Source organism: Anaerobacillus sp. CMMVII, assembly GCF_025377685.1.
Lineage (GTDB): Bacteria > Bacillota > Bacilli > Bacillales > Anaerobacillaceae > Anaerobacillus.
On sequence record NZ_JACEHK010000016.1, the window covers coordinates 161,951 to 181,113 of the forward strand.

Annotated in this window: 16 protein-coding genes and 1 pseudogene; all 17 read left to right on the forward strand. The window is 36.7% G+C overall.

What is annotated here, in order from left to right; genetic code table 11:
* Window positions 1-36: 36 nt before the first annotated feature.
* The 17 genes and pseudogenes from H1D32_RS20915 to H1D32_RS20995 all read left to right on the forward strand — a co-directional run bounded on the left by H1D32_RS20915 (window position 37) and on the right by H1D32_RS20995 (window position 18,975).
* Window positions 37-756 (forward strand): GntR family transcriptional regulator, encoded by a 720-nt coding sequence (locus tag H1D32_RS20915; protein ID WP_261180141.1) that lies wholly within the window; start codon window positions 37-39, stop codon window positions 754-756.
* 237 nt (window positions 757-993) lie between these two features.
* Window positions 994-2,280: an EF-P 5-aminopentanol modification-associated protein YfmF gene (gene yfmF / locus H1D32_RS20920; protein ID WP_261180142.1), complete on the forward strand. Its 1,287-nt coding sequence runs from the start codon at window positions 994-996 to the stop codon at window positions 2,278-2,280.
* Complete coding sequence (gene yfmH, locus H1D32_RS20925) at window positions 2,281-3,564, forward strand: EF-P 5-aminopentanol modification-associated protein YfmH (protein ID WP_261180143.1); 1,284 nt, start codon at window positions 2,281-2,283, stop codon at window positions 3,562-3,564.
* Between the two features lie 22 nt (window positions 3,565-3,586).
* Window positions 3,587-4,303, forward strand: a complete 717-nt coding sequence (ymfI, locus tag H1D32_RS20930; RefSeq protein WP_261180144.1) for an elongation factor P 5-aminopentanone reductase — start codon at window positions 3,587-3,589, stop codon at window positions 4,301-4,303.
* 99 nt (window positions 4,304-4,402) lie between these two features.
* Window positions 4,403-4,660, forward strand: coding sequence for a DUF3243 domain-containing protein (locus tag H1D32_RS20935; RefSeq protein ID WP_261180145.1), 258 nt, complete (start codon window positions 4,403-4,405; stop codon window positions 4,658-4,660).
* Window positions 4,661-4,863: 203 nt separating this feature from the next.
* On the forward strand, window positions 4,864-5,637 hold the full coding sequence (locus tag H1D32_RS20940) for a DUF3388 domain-containing protein (RefSeq protein ID WP_261180252.1): 774 nt from the start codon (window positions 4,864-4,866) through the stop codon (window positions 5,635-5,637).
* Window positions 5,638-5,655: 18 nt separating this feature from the next.
* Window positions 5,656-6,525 carry a helix-turn-helix domain-containing protein gene (locus H1D32_RS20945; RefSeq protein ID WP_261180146.1) on the forward strand — a complete coding sequence of 290 codons (870 nt, stop codon included), beginning with the start codon at window positions 5,656-5,658 and terminating at the stop codon, window positions 6,523-6,525.
* Between the two features lie 214 nt (window positions 6,526-6,739).
* Window positions 6,740-7,234, forward strand: a complete 495-nt coding sequence (locus tag H1D32_RS20950) for a YajQ family cyclic di-GMP-binding protein (protein ID WP_261180147.1) — start codon at window positions 6,740-6,742, stop codon at window positions 7,232-7,234.
* A gap of 108 nt (window positions 7,235-7,342) precedes the next feature.
* Window positions 7,343-7,919: pseudogene (gene pgsA, locus H1D32_RS20955) on the forward strand (CDP-diacylglycerol--glycerol-3-phosphate 3-phosphatidyltransferase).
* A 17-nt stretch (window positions 7,920-7,936) separates the two neighbouring features.
* A complete protein-coding gene (locus H1D32_RS20960; RefSeq protein ID WP_261180148.1) occupies window positions 7,937-9,196 on the forward strand; it encodes a competence/damage-inducible protein A in 1,260 nt (419 codons plus the stop codon).
* Complete coding sequence (locus H1D32_RS20965) at window positions 9,183-10,772, forward strand: DEAD/DEAH box helicase (protein WP_261180253.1); 1,590 nt, start codon at window positions 9,183-9,185, stop codon at window positions 10,770-10,772. Before H1D32_RS20960 ends, H1D32_RS20965 begins: the two co-directional genes overlap by 14 nt.
* A gap of 268 nt (window positions 10,773-11,040) precedes the next feature.
* Window positions 11,041-12,090: a recombinase RecA gene (gene recA, locus H1D32_RS20970; protein ID WP_261180149.1), complete on the forward strand. Its 1,050-nt coding sequence runs from the start codon at window positions 11,041-11,043 to the stop codon at window positions 12,088-12,090.
* 497 nt (window positions 12,091-12,587) lie between these two features.
* Window positions 12,588-14,156: a ribonuclease Y gene (gene rny, locus H1D32_RS20975; RefSeq protein ID WP_261180150.1), complete on the forward strand. Its 1,569-nt coding sequence runs from the start codon at window positions 12,588-12,590 to the stop codon at window positions 14,154-14,156.
* Between the two features lie 108 nt (window positions 14,157-14,264).
* Entirely contained in the window at window positions 14,265-15,059 is a 795-nt protein-coding gene (locus H1D32_RS20980) for a TIGR00282 family metallophosphoesterase (protein ID WP_261180151.1), read from the forward strand.
* Window positions 15,060-15,244: 185 nt separating this feature from the next.
* Window positions 15,245-15,505 (forward strand): stage V sporulation protein S, encoded by a 261-nt coding sequence (locus tag H1D32_RS20985; protein WP_261180152.1) that lies wholly within the window; start codon window positions 15,245-15,247, stop codon window positions 15,503-15,505.
* An 866-nt stretch (window positions 15,506-16,371) separates the two neighbouring features.
* Window positions 16,372-18,108 carry a 2-oxoacid:acceptor oxidoreductase subunit alpha gene (locus H1D32_RS20990; protein ID WP_261180153.1) on the forward strand — a complete coding sequence of 579 codons (1,737 nt, stop codon included), beginning with the start codon at window positions 16,372-16,374 and terminating at the stop codon, window positions 18,106-18,108.
* The gene (locus H1D32_RS20995; RefSeq protein WP_261180154.1) at window positions 18,109-18,975 is read left to right on the forward strand and encodes a 2-oxoacid:ferredoxin oxidoreductase subunit beta; all 867 of its coding nucleotides are present in this window, start codon (window positions 18,109-18,111) and stop codon (window positions 18,973-18,975) included.
* The last annotated feature ends 188 nt before the right edge of the window (window positions 18,976-19,163 follow it).

Consider the following 19,163-nt stretch of genomic DNA (forward strand, 5'->3'; position numbering starts at 1 on the left):
AATATTGACGTGTATGACGTTTTAGGGGGAAAAGTTGTGATAAAAGCTGATCATCGACCACTATATTTACAAGTGATTGATAAATTAAAACAGGATATTGAAACGGGGATTTATGAAGCTGGTGAGCGACTGCCTTCAGAATTTGAACTTTCAAAGCAACTAGGAATTAGTCGGGCAACGCTTCGAGAAGCACTTAGAATTCTTGAAGATGAAGGTGTCATAACAAGACGACATGGAGTTGGCACATTTATTTGTAGCAAACCATTGTTTTCATCAGGGATTGAGGAGTTATTTAGTGTAACTGAAATGATAAAACGAGGAAATCAAAAGCCAGGGACTATTTTTCTATCTTCTAATATCAAAGAGGCAACGAGTGAGGATTGGGAAAAGTTTCAGCTAGAAGAATTTGATGATTTAATAGTTGTAGAACGGGTTCGTACTGCAGATGATGAACCGGTAGTATACTGTTTGGATAAAATACCAAAACTTTATTTGCCAAACTATACCTCCCATAATGATCAATCTATTTTTGATAGCTTAGAGAAAGAAGGGGCAGCGATCTCCTATGCTATTACCCAAATCGAACCTATTGGCTATCATGAGAAAGTATCGGATATTTTGCACTGTGATCCAGAAACTTCATTATTAGTATTAAAGCAAATGCATTATGATGATCGGGAACGACCAATTCTTTATTCCATAAATTACTTCCGATCTGACAAATTTAAGTTTCATGTACTTCGAAAACGTGTATAAACTATAGTAGAGAGATCCAAATTAAATGGGTCTCTTTTTTGTAAAGTTTTTCTAATATGAGTGAATTTCATAATTACCTTAATTAAGCTATATCAATTGAATATGTACTTGTGAAAGGTTTTACGCACCTACATATCGAACATAATTCGAAAATAATTGAATTATGAAATTCATTAAATGTGTTAGGGTATAATAAGAAGTATGATTACACAAAATTGGAAAAAAGGAGTGAACCTAATGAGCATTAAAGTAGAGGATGTAAATGTAAACGGAATTAATCTTCATACAATTGAAACGAATAAATATAAAACAAATACAATTGTATTACATATTAAAGCACCGCTTGAAAAAGAAACAGTAACGGCACGAGCTCTGCTGCCTTACGTCTTACAAAGTGGTACACAGACGTATCCAACAAGATTGGAAATAAGAAGCCACTTAGACGAATTATATGGGTCAACACTTACAGTAGATGTAAGCAAAAAAGGTGAACATCAAATTTTGTCGTTTCGAATGGATGTTGCGAATGAAAATTTCCTCAAAGATAAGACTCCATTACTTGAAGAGGCCTTAAAGCTGTTAGCAGAAATTTTACTAAACCCAGTGAAAGAGGCTGGTGTTTTTCACTCAGCAACACTTGCTAATGAAAAGAGAAACTTAAAACAACGTATTCAATCAATTTTTGATGATAAGATCCGTTATGCGAATATGCGTATAACAGAAGAAATGTGCAAACAGGAGCCATATGGTTTATCAGTATGGGGCTATGAAAAGGAAATTGATTCATTGACTACCGATCAGTTATTTAATCAGTACCAAAAGATGCTTGAAAATGATCAAATTGATTTATACATTGTTGGAGATGTTTCTGCGAAAAATATTCTCCAGTTAGTTGAGAAATACTTCCTTTTTCCAAAACAACGAAAAGAACAAGCAACGAACAATTTAGACAAACAGGAAGTGAAGTCGATTAGCGAAGAAAATGTAGTAATCGAGGAACAGGATATTAAACAAGGGAAACTCCATATTGGGTTTAGAACCCATACAACATTTAATGATGATGATTATTTTGCGATGCAAATGTTCAACGGTTTATTTGGGGGATTTTCACATTCTAAATTGTTTATCAATGTACGTGAAAAAGCTAGCTTAGCCTACTATGCTTCATCAAGATTTGAAAGTCATAAAGGCATATTAATGGTCATGTCAGGAATTGAGTTTAAAAACTATGATCAGGCAGTTTCGATTATTAAAGAGCAACTAAAAAGTATGCAGAGCGGAGATTTTTCAGACAGTGAAATAGAACAGACAAGAGCAGTCATAAAAAATCAAATATTAGAGACTGTTGACGTGGCTAAGGGATATGTTGAATTACTGTATCATAATGCTGTGGCAACGAAATCTCTGACAATCGAGGATTGGCTTGAGGGCATCGATAAGGTTTCGAAGGAAGACATTATTAAAGTTGGTCAAAAAATCCAGTTAGACACCATCTATTTCTTAAAAGGAAAGGAGGAAAAGTAAATGAAACAAATTGTATTTGAACAGCTTAACGAGACTTTATATCATGAAACTCTCGAAAACGGACTTGAAGTATATATATTACCAAAACAAGGATTTAATAAAACATATGCAACGTTTACCACTAAATACGGCTCTGTTGATAATCATTTTATCCCGATCGGAGAGAATGAATCTTTAAAAGTTCCAGATGGGATTGCTCACTTTTTAGAGCATAAAATGTTTGAAGACGAAGAGGGTGACGTGTTTCAACTTTTTAGTAAGCAAGGTGCGTCTGCAAACGCATTTACAAGCTTTACGAGAACTGCTTACTTATTTTCAAGCACCTCAGAAGTTGAAAAAAACCTAGAAACCTTACTAGACTTTGTTCAACATCCTTACTTCACTGAAGAAAGTGTTGAAAAAGAAAAGGGGATTATTGGTCAAGAAATTACCATGTATGATGATAATCCTGACTGGCGTGTATACTTTGGTGTAATTGAAAATATGTATCAAAATCATCCTGTAAAAATTGATATTGCGGGCACGATTGCCTCAATCGATAAGATAACAAAAGACTTATTATATAAGTGTTACGAAACGTTTTACCATCCAAAAAATATGGTTCTATTTATTATTGGCTCACTACAACCTGAAGAAATTATGCAGCTCGTAAAAGCAAATCAAAGCAAGAAAACATTTAATGAAATGGGAACGATTGAGCGGATATTTGACGAAGAGCCAGCAGCTGTAGCGAAAAAGAAAGAAGTACTAAGGATGTCAGTGCACACGCCGAAATGTTTAGTTGGATTTAAAGAAAAACAACAAACGAAACAGGGAAAAGAGCTATTGAAGCATGAGTTAAGCATCAATGTCCTGTTAGATTTAATGCTTGGCCAAAGTTCCAAAAACTATGAAAAACTGTATAATGATGGATTAATTGATGACTCATTTTCTTTTGATTACTCAGCAGAATTAGGTTTTGGTTTCACAATTATTGGTGGCGATACAAAAGACCCTGATCGATTAGTGGAAACACTTGAACAAATGATTAGCTCATTCATTCAAACGCCACTAGATGAAAAAGCCGTAGCGAGAGCGATTAAGAAGAAAATAGGAGCGTTTATGAGGGCAGTTAATTCGCCTGAGTATATTGCCAATCAATTTACCCGTTATCAGTTTAATGATATGAACTTATTTGATGTTGTCGGAACACTAGAAGAATTAACGAAGCAAGAACTTGAACAAAAAGCAAAAGAGCATTTTGATCCAACAATGTTTACTGTTTGTCAAGTGCTCCCTAAATAAAACAAAAAGGTTGAGGAGAAACGTGAAGTATGCATTAATTACAGGTGCAAGTGGCGGAATTGGACGTGAAATAGCCAAAGCCTTAGCTAGTCAGGGCTATTGTCTTTACTTGCATTATCATCAAAATGAAAATAGTGTTGACATTCTACAAGAGCAATTGACAAATACCAGTACCTGGAAGGTTCAAGCGGACTTAAGCACCAAAAACGGTTTATCTAAATTGATTGCTGAAATTACAACCCCAATTGATGTGCTGATCCTAAATAGCGGGAGTAGTTATGTCGGTTTAATGACTGATATGGAGGAAAATCAAGTTGAAGATATGATTCAACTTCACTTGACTAGTACCTTTTTATTAACTAAATCGTTATTACCTGGTATGATTAAAAAAAAATCAGGAAAAATTGTGGTAATATCTTCAATATGGGGAGTAACTGGTGCTTCGTGTGAGGTTTTATATTCAACGTTAAAAGGTGGCCTTAATACCTTCGTGAAGGCTTTAGCTAAAGAAGTTGCCCCTAGTGGTGTTAACGTAAACGCAGTTGCCCCAGGAGCAATTGCGACAAATATGTTAGCAGATTTTTTACCAGAGGATATCGATACACTATGTGAAGAAATTCCGATGGGAAGGTTAGGGAAGCCTCATGAAGTTGCAGATCTCGTGTCGTTTTTAATATCAAGCAAGGCTTCGTATATTAATGGTCAAATTATCAACATCAATGGTGCTTGGTATTGTTAAATGAGCACGTTTCTTCATGGACCAAGTTAGTGAAGAATGAATAATTTTGATCTTCTTTTGACAAAATAACCTTGAAGTAAAATTCAAGGAGGGACAACAATGTCTGTATTAGATAATTGGGAACAATGGAAAGGCTTTCTAGGTGATCGCCTACAACAAGCTGAGCAAGAAGGTATGAACCAACAAGTAGTAAATGATGTTGCTTATCAAGTAGGTGAGTATTTAGCTCAACAAGTTGATCCTAAAAATGAACAAGAACGAGTGTTAGCAGACCTTTGGAAAGTTGCTTCTGAAGAGGAACAACACGCTATAGCCAATATGATGGTTAAATTAGTTAAAAATAATCAAGGTATGTAGTGGGGTTTGGGGTGTTGCAATAGGCAACACCCGTTTTTTTTTCGAGTTGTTCTCTATGTTTCATTTCATTCAAGGTAGAAAAAATGTATATTGTCCACAAGTATCGTATAAATCACTTTCATTCATGAAAAAAATGAATTATGATATAAAAAAGAGTATTTGTAAAGTAGTAATAAATGTATATCGTGAGAAGGAGTTGAACGATACTGAAAAAGGAATGGTATTTAGAATATCAAATACATAAAAATAGACCTGGTTTATTAGGTGACATAGCATCCCTTCTTGGTATGTTATCAATAAACATTATTACGATTAATGGTGTTGACCACATGAGACGGGGAATGCTAATTTTAAGTGAAGATGATGAACAAATCGAGCGCCTAACGATGATTTTAAACACAATGGACAATATTTCAGTGACAAAAGTTAGGGAGCCGAAACTTCGCGACCGTTTAGCTGTTCGACATGGTCATTTTATTGAACGAGATGGTGATGAAAAAAAAATCTTTCGGTTTGTTCGTGATGAATTAGGTATTCTTGTTGATTTTATGGCAGAGTTATTTAAAAAGGAAGGCCACAAACTAATTGGGATTCGTGGTATGCCTCGAGTTGGGAAAACGGAATCAATTGTAGCTGCAAGTGTTTGTGCCAATAAGCGTTGGTCATTTATCTCGTCAACATTACTTAGACAAACAATCCGCAGTCAGTTAGCAGATGACGAGTTATCTGAGAATAACATCTATATAATAGACGGAATTGTAACAACGATGCGAGCAACAGAGAAGCATCGTACGCTCGTAAATGATGTCATGCGGCTTAGCTCAACAAAAGTCATCGAACACCCTGACATTTTTGTTAGAGAAACAGAGTATACGTTAGATGACTTTGACTACATAATAGAGCTAAGAAACAATCATGATGAAACCATTACTTATGAAGTAATCGACTCCGGTTTTTCTTCATTTGATATTAGTTAAAGTTGGTAGGTGGTAAGGTTGTCAGAATTAGGAAGTAGATTAAAGCAAGCAAGAGAAGAAAGAAAATTAACCTTGGAGGAGCTTCAAAGTATTACAAAAATTCAAAAGCGTTATTTACTAGCGATTGAAGAGGGTAATTTAGATATGCTCCCGGGGCAATTTTATGCTCGTGCTTTTGTGAAAAGTTACGCAGAAGCAGTTGGAATTAATCCAGATTTAATATTTGAAGAGCATGCAAATGAACTCCCAGCCTCAAATAAAAAGGAAGCGGAAATTCCACCGCGAGTTCAAAAAAGAAAAACGGGTGGTACAAAAAAAACACAACGATTTTTAGCTTTGTTGCCTTCTGTAATCGCAGTTGTTTTTATCATGGCAATTTTAGTTGGCGTTTGGTATTTTCTACAGACTAATTCCACGGCCGATGAAGGGATTCCTAAGGAACAACTTCAATCTCCAGTAGAGGGTGGTAGGGATGAAGAAGCCCTTAAAACGGTTGAAGAGGAAACTGACGAAGAAGCAGTAACCGAGGAAGAAGTAGAAGAAGACCCCGTTGAAGAAGTTCCGCAGCAAGAACTAGTTGTAGTAGAAACAATAAGAAATGAAACGATTTATAATTTGGTAAATGCTACTGAATTTACGTTCAAAATCGATCTCCAAGGAAAAAGCTATGTAGGAATTGATAATCGTAAGGGGAAGACTTTCCATGCTGCTAATGTAGATGGTGGGAAATCGTTAAACTTTGACTTTTCAGAAGAAGAGACCATCCAGTTTAATTTTGGAGCGTCGAATAATGTAAACTTATTCATTAATGATGAACCTTTTGAATTCCCTCAAGACATCGTTCATCAAAAGGTAACGTTTCATTTTCAACAAGATCCTACACAATAACGATTAGTAACGAGTCATCATTTGATGGCTCTTTTTATGGTATGATCTAGGAACATGCTATTGATGTGTAATGGGTGAAGTTCATAATTACCTTCATCAAATTCAGATAGAACGGAATAGCTTTTATAATGAATTCGTCAAAAAAAGCTAAAATTACACATCGACAAAGGATTATGGTAAAATTATATTCATGCTTAATGAAAGGATGATGAATATGGCAAAAGAGCATTCTTTTGACATTGTTTCGGAAGTAGAATTACAGGAAGTAGATAATGCAATTGTGCAAGCAGTGAAAGAAATAAAAACACGTTATGATTTTAAAGGTTCTAAAAGTAGTATTGAGCGTACTGGCGAACACCAAATTACAATTATTTCAGACGATGATTATAAATTAGAAAGTGTAATTGACATCTTACAAATGAAATTTATCAAGCGTGGTTTGTCCCAAAAAGTAATGGATTTTGGGAAGGTTGAAAAGGCTTCTGGAGGAACAGTAAGACAGGTTATTTCTTTAGTCGCTGGAATTAGTTCAGAACGAGCGAAAAAGGTTACAGTAGCCATTCGTGATTCAAAACTAAAAGTAAAGGCCCAAATCCAAAATGATCAAATTCGAGTAACTGCAAAAAACATTGACGATTTGCAAGCCGTTATTCAGTTAGTAAAGCAATTGGATTTAGAGTTTCCCGTTCAATTTGTCAACATGAGATAAATAATACATAATCGTTTAGTTTACGACTAATAACTTAGTAAGAGTTAAGCGCAACTGTTTTCACTTGAGACTTGCGCTTATGCTCTTCTATTAATAGGGAGGGTACATGTGAACATACCTAATAAATCACCATTTCTAGAATTATTCTTATTCCCCTATTTATGCTTTTTTACTAGCACCATTTAATTTAGGTGAATTATTAATCTTTGGGCATGGATTACCTTGGGCGCACTTTATCGGTGCATTGCTTTTCATTCTTGCTGCAAGTACAGATTGGCTTGATGGTTTTTATGCTAGAAAATATAACTTAGTTACAAACCTTGGGAAATTTTTAGACCCACTTGCCGATAAGCTATTAATGACTGCAGCTCTGATTGCTCTTGTAGAATTAATGTTATTGCCTGCGTGGATTGCCATTATCATTATTAGTAGAGAATTTGCTGTAACAGGGATCCGTCTAGTAGCAGCAGCTGATGGTCAAGTAATAGCCGCTAGTAATTTAGGGAAATGGAAAACAGTGTTTCAAATTATTGCCGTATCTGCATTAATGTTACATAATATTCCTTTTGAAATCATTGGAATTCCTTTTGCTGATATTACCCTTTGGATTGCGACAATTTTAACGATTATTTCAGGATGGGATTATTTCGTAAAAAATAAGCATATTATTCTGAAATCTAAGTAACTGGAGGTATATTTCCTTTGAATGCTGAAATTATTGCTATAGGTTCTGAGCTTTTACTTGGACAAATAACGAACACAAATGCACAATATATTTCAAGGCAGCTGGCTAATATCGGTGTCAATGTTTTTTATCATACAGTTGTTGGGGACAATAGCGCACGACTTTCAGAAGCAATTGGACATGCGCAAAAACGCTCTAATTTAATTATTTTTACTGGAGGATTAGGGCCAACTAAAGATGATCTTACGAAAGAAACGATTGCAGATTCAGTTGGGCGTTCGTTAGTCATTGACAATAAGGCACTCGAAAATATTGAGGCTTATTTTAAACGCCGAAATCGCGTGATGACTGAAAATAATCGAAAACAAGCGCTTGTGATTGAAGGCTCAATGGTCCTTCCGAATGATCATGGGATGGCTCCAGGGATGGCTTTTCAGGAAGGTGAGGTTAAGTATTTACTTCTACCAGGGCCGCCGAAAGAAATGCAACCAATGTTTACAACTTATGGCCTGCCGTTTCTCTTTTCGCAGCTTGATAAATCAGAACAAATCATCTCAAGAGTACTGAATTTTTACGGTATTGGTGAATCGCAATTAGAAACTGAACTCCTTGATTTGATTGAGGCACAAACAAATCCTACGATTGCCCCCTTAGCTAAAGATGGAGAAGTGACGATTCGATTAACGGTTAAACATGAAAGTAAAACAGAAGGCATGAAATTGATTGAGGAACTAGAAACGAAGATTATGTCAAGAGTTGGCGCGTTTTTTTATGGCTATGATGAAACGACTCTGACAAAAGAAGTTGCCCTTCTCTATAAGAAGCAAAACCTCACAATAGCAGCTGCTGAGAGTATAACCGGTGGACTCTTTTCAAGTGAATTGACTACACTGCCAGGAATTTCAGAAATCTTTAAAGGTGGAGTGGTTTGTTATAGTAATGAACTAAAACAAACGCTTCTTCAGGTTCCAAATGAAGTGCTTGAACAATTTGGTGCGGTTAGCGGGGAGTGTGCTAAGTCTCTTGCTGATAACGTAAGAGATTTGCTCAGTACTGATGTAGGAATAAGTTTTACAGGAGTAGCTGGACCAATGCCAATCGAAGGTAAAGAAATAGGGACGGTTTTTATAGGAGTTTCAGAGGTAGGTAAAGAGACTAAAGTGTACCCAATCAGCCTAGCAGGAACTCGTGAACAAATTCAGAGCAGGTCAGTGAAATATGGCTTGTATTGTTTGTTGAAACAATTTCAAAAAGGTGGCAAAAATAATGTATTTTGATGATTTTCAAATATCAAATGATATTAAAAAAGCGATAAAAGAAATGGGCTTTGAAGCACCATCTCCAATTCAAGAAAAAGTAATTCCTGTTATTCTTGAAGGTGGTGACGTCATTGGACAAGCGCAAACCGGAACAGGCAAAACTGCTGCATTCGGAATTCCTTTGTTAGATAAGGTTTCTAGTGCGCCGTATGTACAATCGATTATATTAACCCCGACTAGAGAGTTAGCAATCCAGGTAGCAGGAGAGTTACAAAAATTATCGAAGTTTAAACGGACACGAACGTTACCAATTTACGGTGGACAATCGATTGGTCATCAAATTCGTGCCCTAAAGCAAGGTGTTCATGTTGTGATTGGTACGCCAGGGCGTGTTTTAGATCATCTTCGTCGTAAGACCTTGAAATTAGATAGAGTTCATACCGTTGTCTTAGATGAAGCAGATGAAATGTTAGATATGGGATTTGTTGAGGATATTGAATCCATTCTTAAAGAAGTAAATGAGGACCGTCAAACGATGCTTTTTTCTGCGACAATGCCACAGGAGATTATGAAACTTTCCAAAAGGTACATGAAGCAGCCAAAAGTCATCTCTATTAATAAAGGCGAGGTTACAGCTCCGTCTATCGATCAAGTATATTATAAAGTATTAGAAAGAAATAAATTAGATTCTCTATGTAGAATCATTGATAGTGAAGAAATTGATTTAGGAATTTTGTTTTGTCGAACCAAAAAAGGTGTGGCTGAATTAACGGAAGCTCTTCAAGCTCGAGGCTACATGGCAGATGGCCTTCATGGTGATTTAACACAAATGCAACGAGATAGTGTCATGAAAAAATTCAGAGATTCGACGATTGAATTCTTAATTGCTACCGATGTTGCAGCACGTGGAATTGATGTTGATAATGTAACCCATGTAATCAACTATGACATACCACAGGACCCTGAGAGTTATGTGCACCGTATTGGTCGTACGGGTCGAGCAGGTAGAAAAGGTTTAGCGTTAACTTTAGTAACACCAAGAGAAATGAAGCACCTCCGTTCAATTGAATCGGAAATCAAGATGTCAATTCCTTCGGAAGAAATACCATCGATTGAAGATGTTGTAGAAAAACAACAAGCATCTTGGAAACAGCAGTTAATTTCTATTATTGAAGCTGATGAGGAACTTACATTCTTTGAGCCACTAGTTAACGAAATGTTAGGTGAATATCCATCTGAAAAAGTAGTTGCAGCGCTAATGAAGGTAGCCTTCCATCGCGAATTTACTGGGGAAGATGATAGCTATGACTTTGGTGATACAGGTGCTGCGAGTGGTATGGTTCGCTTTTTCATCAATGTCGGTAGGAATGTACAATTAACACCAAAAATTGTGATTGATGAGGTCTCAGAGCTAGTTGGGATTCCTTCAAAGTCTATGGGTCGAATTGATATTTTTGAAAACTTTACCTTTATTGAGGTTCCAGAGGATAGTGCACCATTTGTCTATGAGGCTCTACGTTACTCTAGGCTAAACGGTGCTCGTGTAAACCTTGAGCCAGCCAAACCAAGACCTAAAAGAGAAAAGAAATTTTAAGAAAAATTAAATCAAGATGAGACTAACTACTTCAGAAAAGTAACTGGTTTGTATAACACATTGATTGTGCTTTACATACAATTTACGATCATAGAGGGTGTTAGTCTCTTATTCTTTTTTTTTCAGTGAATAACTTCCAAAAAAAGACGAATAAATGTTCGGGAAAACTATTGGCAAATCTCAAAAAACAAGTTATGATATTGATATCGGTTTTAATTGAGACAAATTAAAAATTATTCAAGATATATATTTAAGGAGAGATGAAACAATGGGAGATCGTAAGGCGGCATTAGACATGGCGTTACGCCAAATTGAAAAACAGTTTGGAAAAGGTTCAATTATGAAGTTAGGGGAACAAGCTGGACAAAGAGTTTCAACAACTTCTAGTGGTTCACTAGCATTAGATATTGCCCTAGGAGTAGGTGGCTATCCAAAAGGAAGAATTATTGAAATATACGGTCCGGAATCTTCAGGTAAAACAACAGTTGCCTTACACGCAATTGCTGAAGTGCAACGTCAAGGTGGACAAGCGGCATTTATCGATGCAGAGCACGCTCTTGATCCTGTTTATGCTCAAAAACTAGGCGTAAATATCGATGAATTACTTTTATCACAACCGGATACTGGGGAGCAAGCGTTAGAAATTGCTGAAGCATTAGTTCGTAGTGGTGCAGTAGACATTCTTGTCATCGATTCTGTAGCTGCTCTTGTACCGAAGGCTGAGATTGAGGGTGAAATGGGCGACAGTCACGTTGGGCTTCAAGCTCGTTTAATGTCACAGGCATTAAGAAAGCTGTCTGGTGCGATTAATAAATCAAAAATTATTGCGATATTCATCAACCAAATCCGTGAAAAGGTTGGGGTAATGTTTGGTAACCCTGAAGTAACACCTGGTGGACGAGCACTTAAATTCTATTCATCAGTTCGTTTAGAAGTTCGTAGAGCAGAAGTGTTAAAGCAAGGAAATGACATGGTTGGTAACAAAACAAAAATTAAAGTAGTAAAGAACAAGGTTGCTCCTCCATTTAAGCAAGCAGAAGTAGATATCATGTACGGAGAAGGAATTTCTCGAGAAGGTTCAATTTTAGATATTGGATCTGAATTAGATATCGTTATCAAAAGTGGTGCATGGTACTCATATAATGAGGAACGTTTAGGACAAGGTCGAGAAAATTCTAAACAATTTCTAAAAGAAAATCCAGATATTAAAGATGCAATTGAGCTGAAAATTCGTGAACATTACGGATTAAATGGTGAAATTAAAGTTGATCCACCATCAGAAGATGAGTTCGCAGATCTTCCGTTAGATTTAAAGTAAACTAATTTAATAGTAATTAATAAATGACTTAACTAAATTGCCCTTCGTTTAGCAGAAATTATTTCGAGGGAATATTGGTTAAGTCATTTTTTTAGGCTCTAAGTGGTTGTGATTAGTTTCTGAGATAGTAGGCAAACGAGTAGCCAAAAAACAACTGTGCTAGGAAAGTAGATTTTTCTATTTAATTGGCATTTTTCGTAAGGCTTCACCCACATTATGTTCTCTATTAAGTTCTATATGAATTTGATTAAGATAATTATCAAATTCACTCAGATAAATATTATTCGTAAAATTATGTTTAGAACTTCTGTTTATTGACAAAGCTTGACAATAACAGTAAGCAATTATACAATTGTGAAGAATACCCGCATTTTACTATTGGCTATTTTTTTTATTTTAATAAAAAAGGTAACCTGTGCTGGATGTGCACACCTAATACGAATGAAAATGATGTATGATGAAAACCCAACAATTAGATAGCAAGGGGAGGTGAAAGTATGGAAATTAACATTTACGTGTTCATCTTCATTTTGCTTGTCTCTGCAGCAATTAGTGCAGTTGTTGGATATCTTGTTCGAAAATCGATAGCAGAAGCGAAAATTTCTAGTGCGGAACATGCAGCAAATCAAATTATTGAAGAAAGTAAACGTGAAGCAGAGCGACTGAAGAAAGAAGCTGTCCTTGAAGGAAAAGATGAAATTCATAGGTTGCGTCAAGATGCTGAGCGTGATGTTCGTGAGCGAAGAAATGAGATTCAAAAACAAGAGAATCGTTTGGTTCAAAAAGAAGAGATCCTTGATCGAAAAAGTGAAACCTTAGATAAAAAAGAGGAATCCTTAGAAAAGCGAGAGGAAGCTCTCACCAAAAAACAACGACATATTGAAGAGATGGATAGCAAAGTGGAGGAACTCTTACAAAAGCAGCAAGCTGAGCTTGAACGTATTTCAGGATTTACTAGAGAAGAAGCTAGAGAAATCATTATGAAAGACGTGAAAGATGAGTTAACTCACGAAACTGCCTTAATGGTAAAAGAATTAGTTACACGGGCAAAAGAAGAAGCGGACAAGAAAGCGAAAGAAATCGTGTCACTTGCGATTCAACGTTGTTCAGCCGATCATGTTGCTGAGACTACTGTATCTGTTGTAACTCTTCCTAACGATGAAATGAAGGGAAGAATTATCGGACGAGAAGGACGCAACATTCGTGCCCTTGAAACGTTAACTGGTATTGATCTTATAATTGATGATACTCCTGAAGCAGTAATTCTTTCTGGTTTTGATCCAATAAGAAGGGAAATTGCCCGTACTGCTCTTGAGAAGTTGGTTCAAGATGGACGAATTCACCCAGCTCGAATTGAAGAAATGGTTGATAAGTCTAGACGCGAAGTTGATGAAATGATTAGAGATTATGGTGAACAAACAACGTTTGAAATTGGAATTCACGGTTTACATCCAGATCTAATTAAGATTTTAGGACGACTGAAGTTTAGAACGAGCTATGGACAAAATGTTCTTAAGCATTCTATCGAAGTGGCTCAACTAGCTGGAATAATGGCTGCTGAATTAGGAGAAGATGTTCAACTGGCAAAAAGGGCAGGACTTCTCCATGATATCGGTAAAGCTATTGACCATGAGGTCGAAGGAAGTCACGTGGAAATTGGTGTCGAATTAGCTGTCAAATATAAGGAACATCCAGTTGTTATTAATAGTATTGCTTCACATCATGGTGATACAGAAGCAACGTCTATTATTGCAAGCCTTGTTGCAGCTGCTGATGCACTTTCAGCCGCCAGACCGGGAGCTAGACGTGAAACACTTGAAACGTACATTCGTCGCTTAGAAAAGCTTGAGGAAATTTCCGAGTCGTTTGATGGTGTTGAAAAAACATATGCCATCCAAGCAGGTCGTGAAGTTAGAATTATGGTTAAGCCTGAAATGGTCGATGATAGTGAGGCGTACCGTTTAGCAAGAGATATTACCAAGAAAATTGAAGAAGAGCTTGACTACCCTGGCCACATTAAAGTTACAGTTATTCGTGAAACCAGAGCTGTCGAGTATGCAAAATAAAGTGGCCAATCGCCACTTTATTTTTTTGGCTCAAAACCAGCCATTCGAGTTTGTTTTAAAACTGCTATGTGTTAAAATTCAAAACAAAAGTACATAAGAGGTGTAAGCATGAAATTATTATTTATTGGTGATGTTGTGGGTTCTTTGGGACGTGATATGCTCGCAACATACTTGCCGAAATTAAAAAATAAATATAAACCAATCATTACGGTTGTAAATGGCGAAAATTCAGCGTCCGGAAAAGGAATTACCGAGAAGATCTATAAGCAAATGCTTGAACTAGGTGCACAAGCTGTAACCCTGGGTAATCATACATGGGATCAACGAGAACTAATCGAAGTAATTGATTATTGCCCAAATCTAGTGCGTCCAGCTAATTTTCCAGAGGGAGTTCCTGGGAAAGGCTATACAATTGTGAAAGTAAACCAAATCGAAGTGGGCATTATCAGTATTCAAGGTAGAACATTTTTACCTCCTTTAGATTGTCCCTTTAAAAAAGTAGATGAATTAATTGCGATTGTCAAAAAAAGAACGCCGATTATTTTTGTCGACTTTCATGCGGAAGCGACAAGCGAGAAACAAGCCATGGGCTGGTATTTAGACGGTAGGGTCTCTGCGGTCGTTGGTACTCATACACACGTTCAAACAGCTGATCATCGTATTTTACCGAACAAGACAGCCTATATGACTGACGTAGGCATGACAGGGCCTTATGATGGCATTCTCGGCATGGAACGAGGGGCTGTTTTGAATAAGTTCTTAACAGCTTTACCAGTAAGGTTTGAGGTCGCAAAAGGGCGAGAGCAATTAAATGGTGTGCTCATAGAGATAGACCCTAATACCGGAGCTGCAAAATCGATTTCGCCAATTATCATCAATGAAGATCATCCATTTTTTGAGTAACTTTTGCTAGTGAGGTCACCTACTTGAAGCAAACGCTTTTCTTATAAAACTTCTTCGAATGTGGAATATCAGGATTATTTTTGAATATATACTGAACAAGGCATATTTTCAGGGAAACTGAAGAGCAGCGCTTAGCATTCCACTAATGAAAAACACAAGTTTCACATTTGAGGAGGTTTAAAGAAATGGAAGTATTAAAAGTTTCAGCAAAATCTAACCCTAATTCAGTAGCTGGTGCCCTAGCAGGTGTAATTCGTGAACGAGGAGCTGCAGAAATTCAAGCAATTGGTGCCGGAGCGCTAAACCAATCAATTAAAGCTGTTGCAATTGCAAGAGGGTTTGTAGCTCCAAGTGGAATTGATTTAATTTGTATTCCAGCATTTACCGACATAAAAATTGATGGGGAAGAACGAACAGCAATCAAGTTAATTATTGAGCCTAGGTAAGAATTTTCGCTAACGATTAATGAAACACGAGAGGCTGTCCTTGAAAATGTAAGTTAGCACAACTCTATCTGTAGATTGTATGCAAGCGTATGCCGCTACAGTTTAGCTAGACGAGTGCTGAGTTACACTTATGGGACAGCCCCTTTTTGTCATGCGAATTTTTTGGGCACACAGAGAGCTGTTTCGGCTCTAAACGCCTAATTGAAACCACAATTTAGGTGAAAACAGTCGATAAACGCAGAAAAAAACTATTTTTTCATGCAGGATTTTCTTCAACCATGGTGAAATCTTAATATATGACAAAATATTTACTATATTTTGTTTATAAAAGCTTTTGCTTAAACCAAAAGGAATTGACTTAACAATGAAAAGCGAGTGATGCTATGAATCTAACAAAGGCTTATTCATTTTAGAATGGTCTGTGAAACACTAACGAAAAGAGCAAAATGAGTCTGTCGAATTTAGACTGTTTTTATCGTATTAGTATTTTTTCCTAAGAATATTTTTTACGAAAAGAGCTTTATATTACTAAAAGTTTATTGCATCACAAACATACTTTTTTAAACCCTTTTTATCAGTTGTTTTTACATATCTTGTGTGCAATAAATTGCCTAACGTTTACTCTCTTTTAGAGTATGGAATGGGGATACGGTTTCACAATTAAAGAGGTCTTTTAAACTTTTTAATTGAGGTATAAAGTACAATAATTTATTCGAATTTTAAGTAAATACTGCTTGATTTTTCTGTGTTTTAAGTCTATCATTGTAATCGTTCGAACTATTAACAAATTTGTCACATTTCCATTTAGAGATACAATGTAAATCGTGACATATAGACATTGTCATTTACCAAAAGGGGTGGAGAGCATGATCAATCAACTTTCCTGGAAAGTTGGAGGACAACAAGGGGAAGGTATTGAAAGTACCGGAGAAATATTTGCAATAGCATTAAATCGTTTAGGCTATTATCTTTATGGATACCGTCACTTTTCTTCTCGTATTAAAGGCGGTCACACAAACAACAAGATTCGTGTAAGTTCGAAAGCAATTAACTCAATTTCTGATGATTTAGATATACTAGTTGCATTTGATCAAGAAACGATCGATGTAAACATTCATGAATTAAGAGAGGGTGGCGTGGTAATCGCTGACTCTAAATTCAATCCAAAGCTTCCAGAAGGTTCAAAAGGAACTATGTATGCGGTTCCATTTACGGATATCGCTAGTGAATTAGGTACTACATTAATGAAAAACATGGTGGCAGTTGGTGCTTCGAGTGCTGTTTTAGGCCTAGCTCCTGAGTCTTACCGTGAAGTAGTTGAAGAGATCTTTTCACGAAAAGGTAGTTCAGTTGTTGAAAAAAATATGGAAGCCATTAAACGTGGTGCAGAGTACTTAGTAGAAGCTGCTACTGGAGAAATTCAGTCATTCGAGCTTGAAAAAGCAGATGGTAAAAAGCGGATGTTTATGATTGGAAACCATGCGATTGCTCTAGGTGCTCTTGCAGGTGGAGCAAGGTTTATGCCAGCATATCCAATTACACCAGCTTCTGAGATAATGGAATACTTAACGAAAAAATTACCGGAATTTGGTGGCGCTGTTATCCAAACTGAGGATGAAATTGCTGCTTGTACAATGGCAATCGGCGGAAATTATGCAGGTGTTCGTACATTAACTGCTTCAGCAGGACCAGGACTTTCGTTGATGATGGAAGCCATTGGTTTAGCAGGAATAACTGAAATTCCACTAGTAATTGTCAATACTCAACGTGGTGGTCCAAGTACAGGACTTCCAACAAAGCAAGAGCAATCGGATTTAATGGCTATGATCTATGGAACACATGGTGAAATTCCTAAGGTAGTTATCGCACCGAGTACAGTAGAAGAAGCATTCTATGATAGTGCTGAAGCGTTTAACATTGCTGAAGAATACCAATGTCCGGTTATTATCCTTACTGATTTAGCTTTATCATTAGGGAAACAAACGGTTGAGCCACTAGATCACAATCGCTTACAAATTCGTAGAGGAAAACTAGATCTAAATGCTGAGCTTCCTGACTTAGGCGGCGATTATTTTAAACGATATGAAGTGACGGAAGATGGAATTTCCCCACGTGTTGTACCTGGTATGAAAAATGGAATTCACCATGTAACAGGTGTAGAGCACAACGAACAAGGGAAACCATCGGAAGACCCAACAAACCGAATTAACCAAATGAATAAACGCTTAACGAAGCTAAACACATTACATGAGCATTTCCAAAATCCAATCTTCACGAATGCACCGCATGAAGAGGCGGATTTACTAGTAATCGGTTTCAACTCTACTCGAGGCACAATCGAGGAAGCTTTACCAAGATTAGAAAATGATGGTTTCAAAGTGAACCATGCTCAAGTGCGTTTAGTGCATCCGTTCCCAGTTGATGAGCTTAAGCCATTAATGGATAAAGCTAAAAAAGTTGTCGTAGTTGAAAATAATGCGACTGGACAACTTGCTCAAATTATTAAAATGAATATCAATTGTCAATTAGAAAATATTCTGAAGTATGACGGAAATCCATTCTTACCATCAGAAATTTATAATCAATGCAAGGAGTTGTTATAAATGTCTACATTTAAAGACTTCCGAAATAATATCAAGCCTAACTGGTGTCCAGGATGTGGTGACTTCTCAGTTCAAGCAGCTATCCAAAGAGCAGCTGCAAATGTAGGATTAGAGCCGGAAAACCTTGCAGTAGTATCTGGAATTGGATGTTCAGGTCGTATTTCAGGTTATATCAATTCATATGGTTTCCATGGTATTCACGGTCGTTCATTACCAATCGCTCAAGGGGTAAAAATGGCAAATCGTGAATTAACAGTTATCGCTTCTGGTGGAGATGGTGACGGTTTTGCAATTGGAATGGGTCACACGGTCCATGCGATTAGAAGAAACATTGATGTTACCTATATTGTTATGGACAACCAAATATACGGACTAACAAAAGGTCAAACATCACCAAGAAGTGAACTAGGTTTTAAAACAAAGAGTACACCTACTGGATCAATTGAGTCTGCGATCGGCATCATGGAGTTAGCTATTTCTGCAGGTGCTGGGTTTGTTGCTCAAAGCTTTTCAAGTGACCTGAAGGAACTAACGTCAATCATCGAGCAAGGGATCAATCATAAAGGGTTCTCTTTCATTAACGTATTTAGCCCTTGTGTCACATTTAATAAGGTAAATACGTATGAGTGGTTTAAAGAGAATATTGTAAAGCTCGACTCGATTGAAGGGTATGACCCAACAAATCGCGCTCAGGCAGTTAATACATTAATGGAACATAATGGCTTAGTGACTGGATTAATCTATCAAAATAAAGAGAGACCTTCATATGAGCAATTGGTTCATGGTTTTAAAGAAACTCCATTAGTAGATCAAGATCTTACTCTTGAAAAAGAAACGTTTGACGGATTGTTAACTGAATTTATGTAAGAAGAAAAGGCTGACGCAAGTCAGCCTTTTTAGTTTAGAGTGTTGAGTTTAAAGTTATTAGGAAGTTGCTTCGAAGTTTCTACTTCCAAACAACTCAAAACTCAAAACTCAAAACTCAAAACTCAATTACATCAACTATTGAGTTTCTACCAAAAACTCTATATACTAGTTTATTGGTACGTAATTTT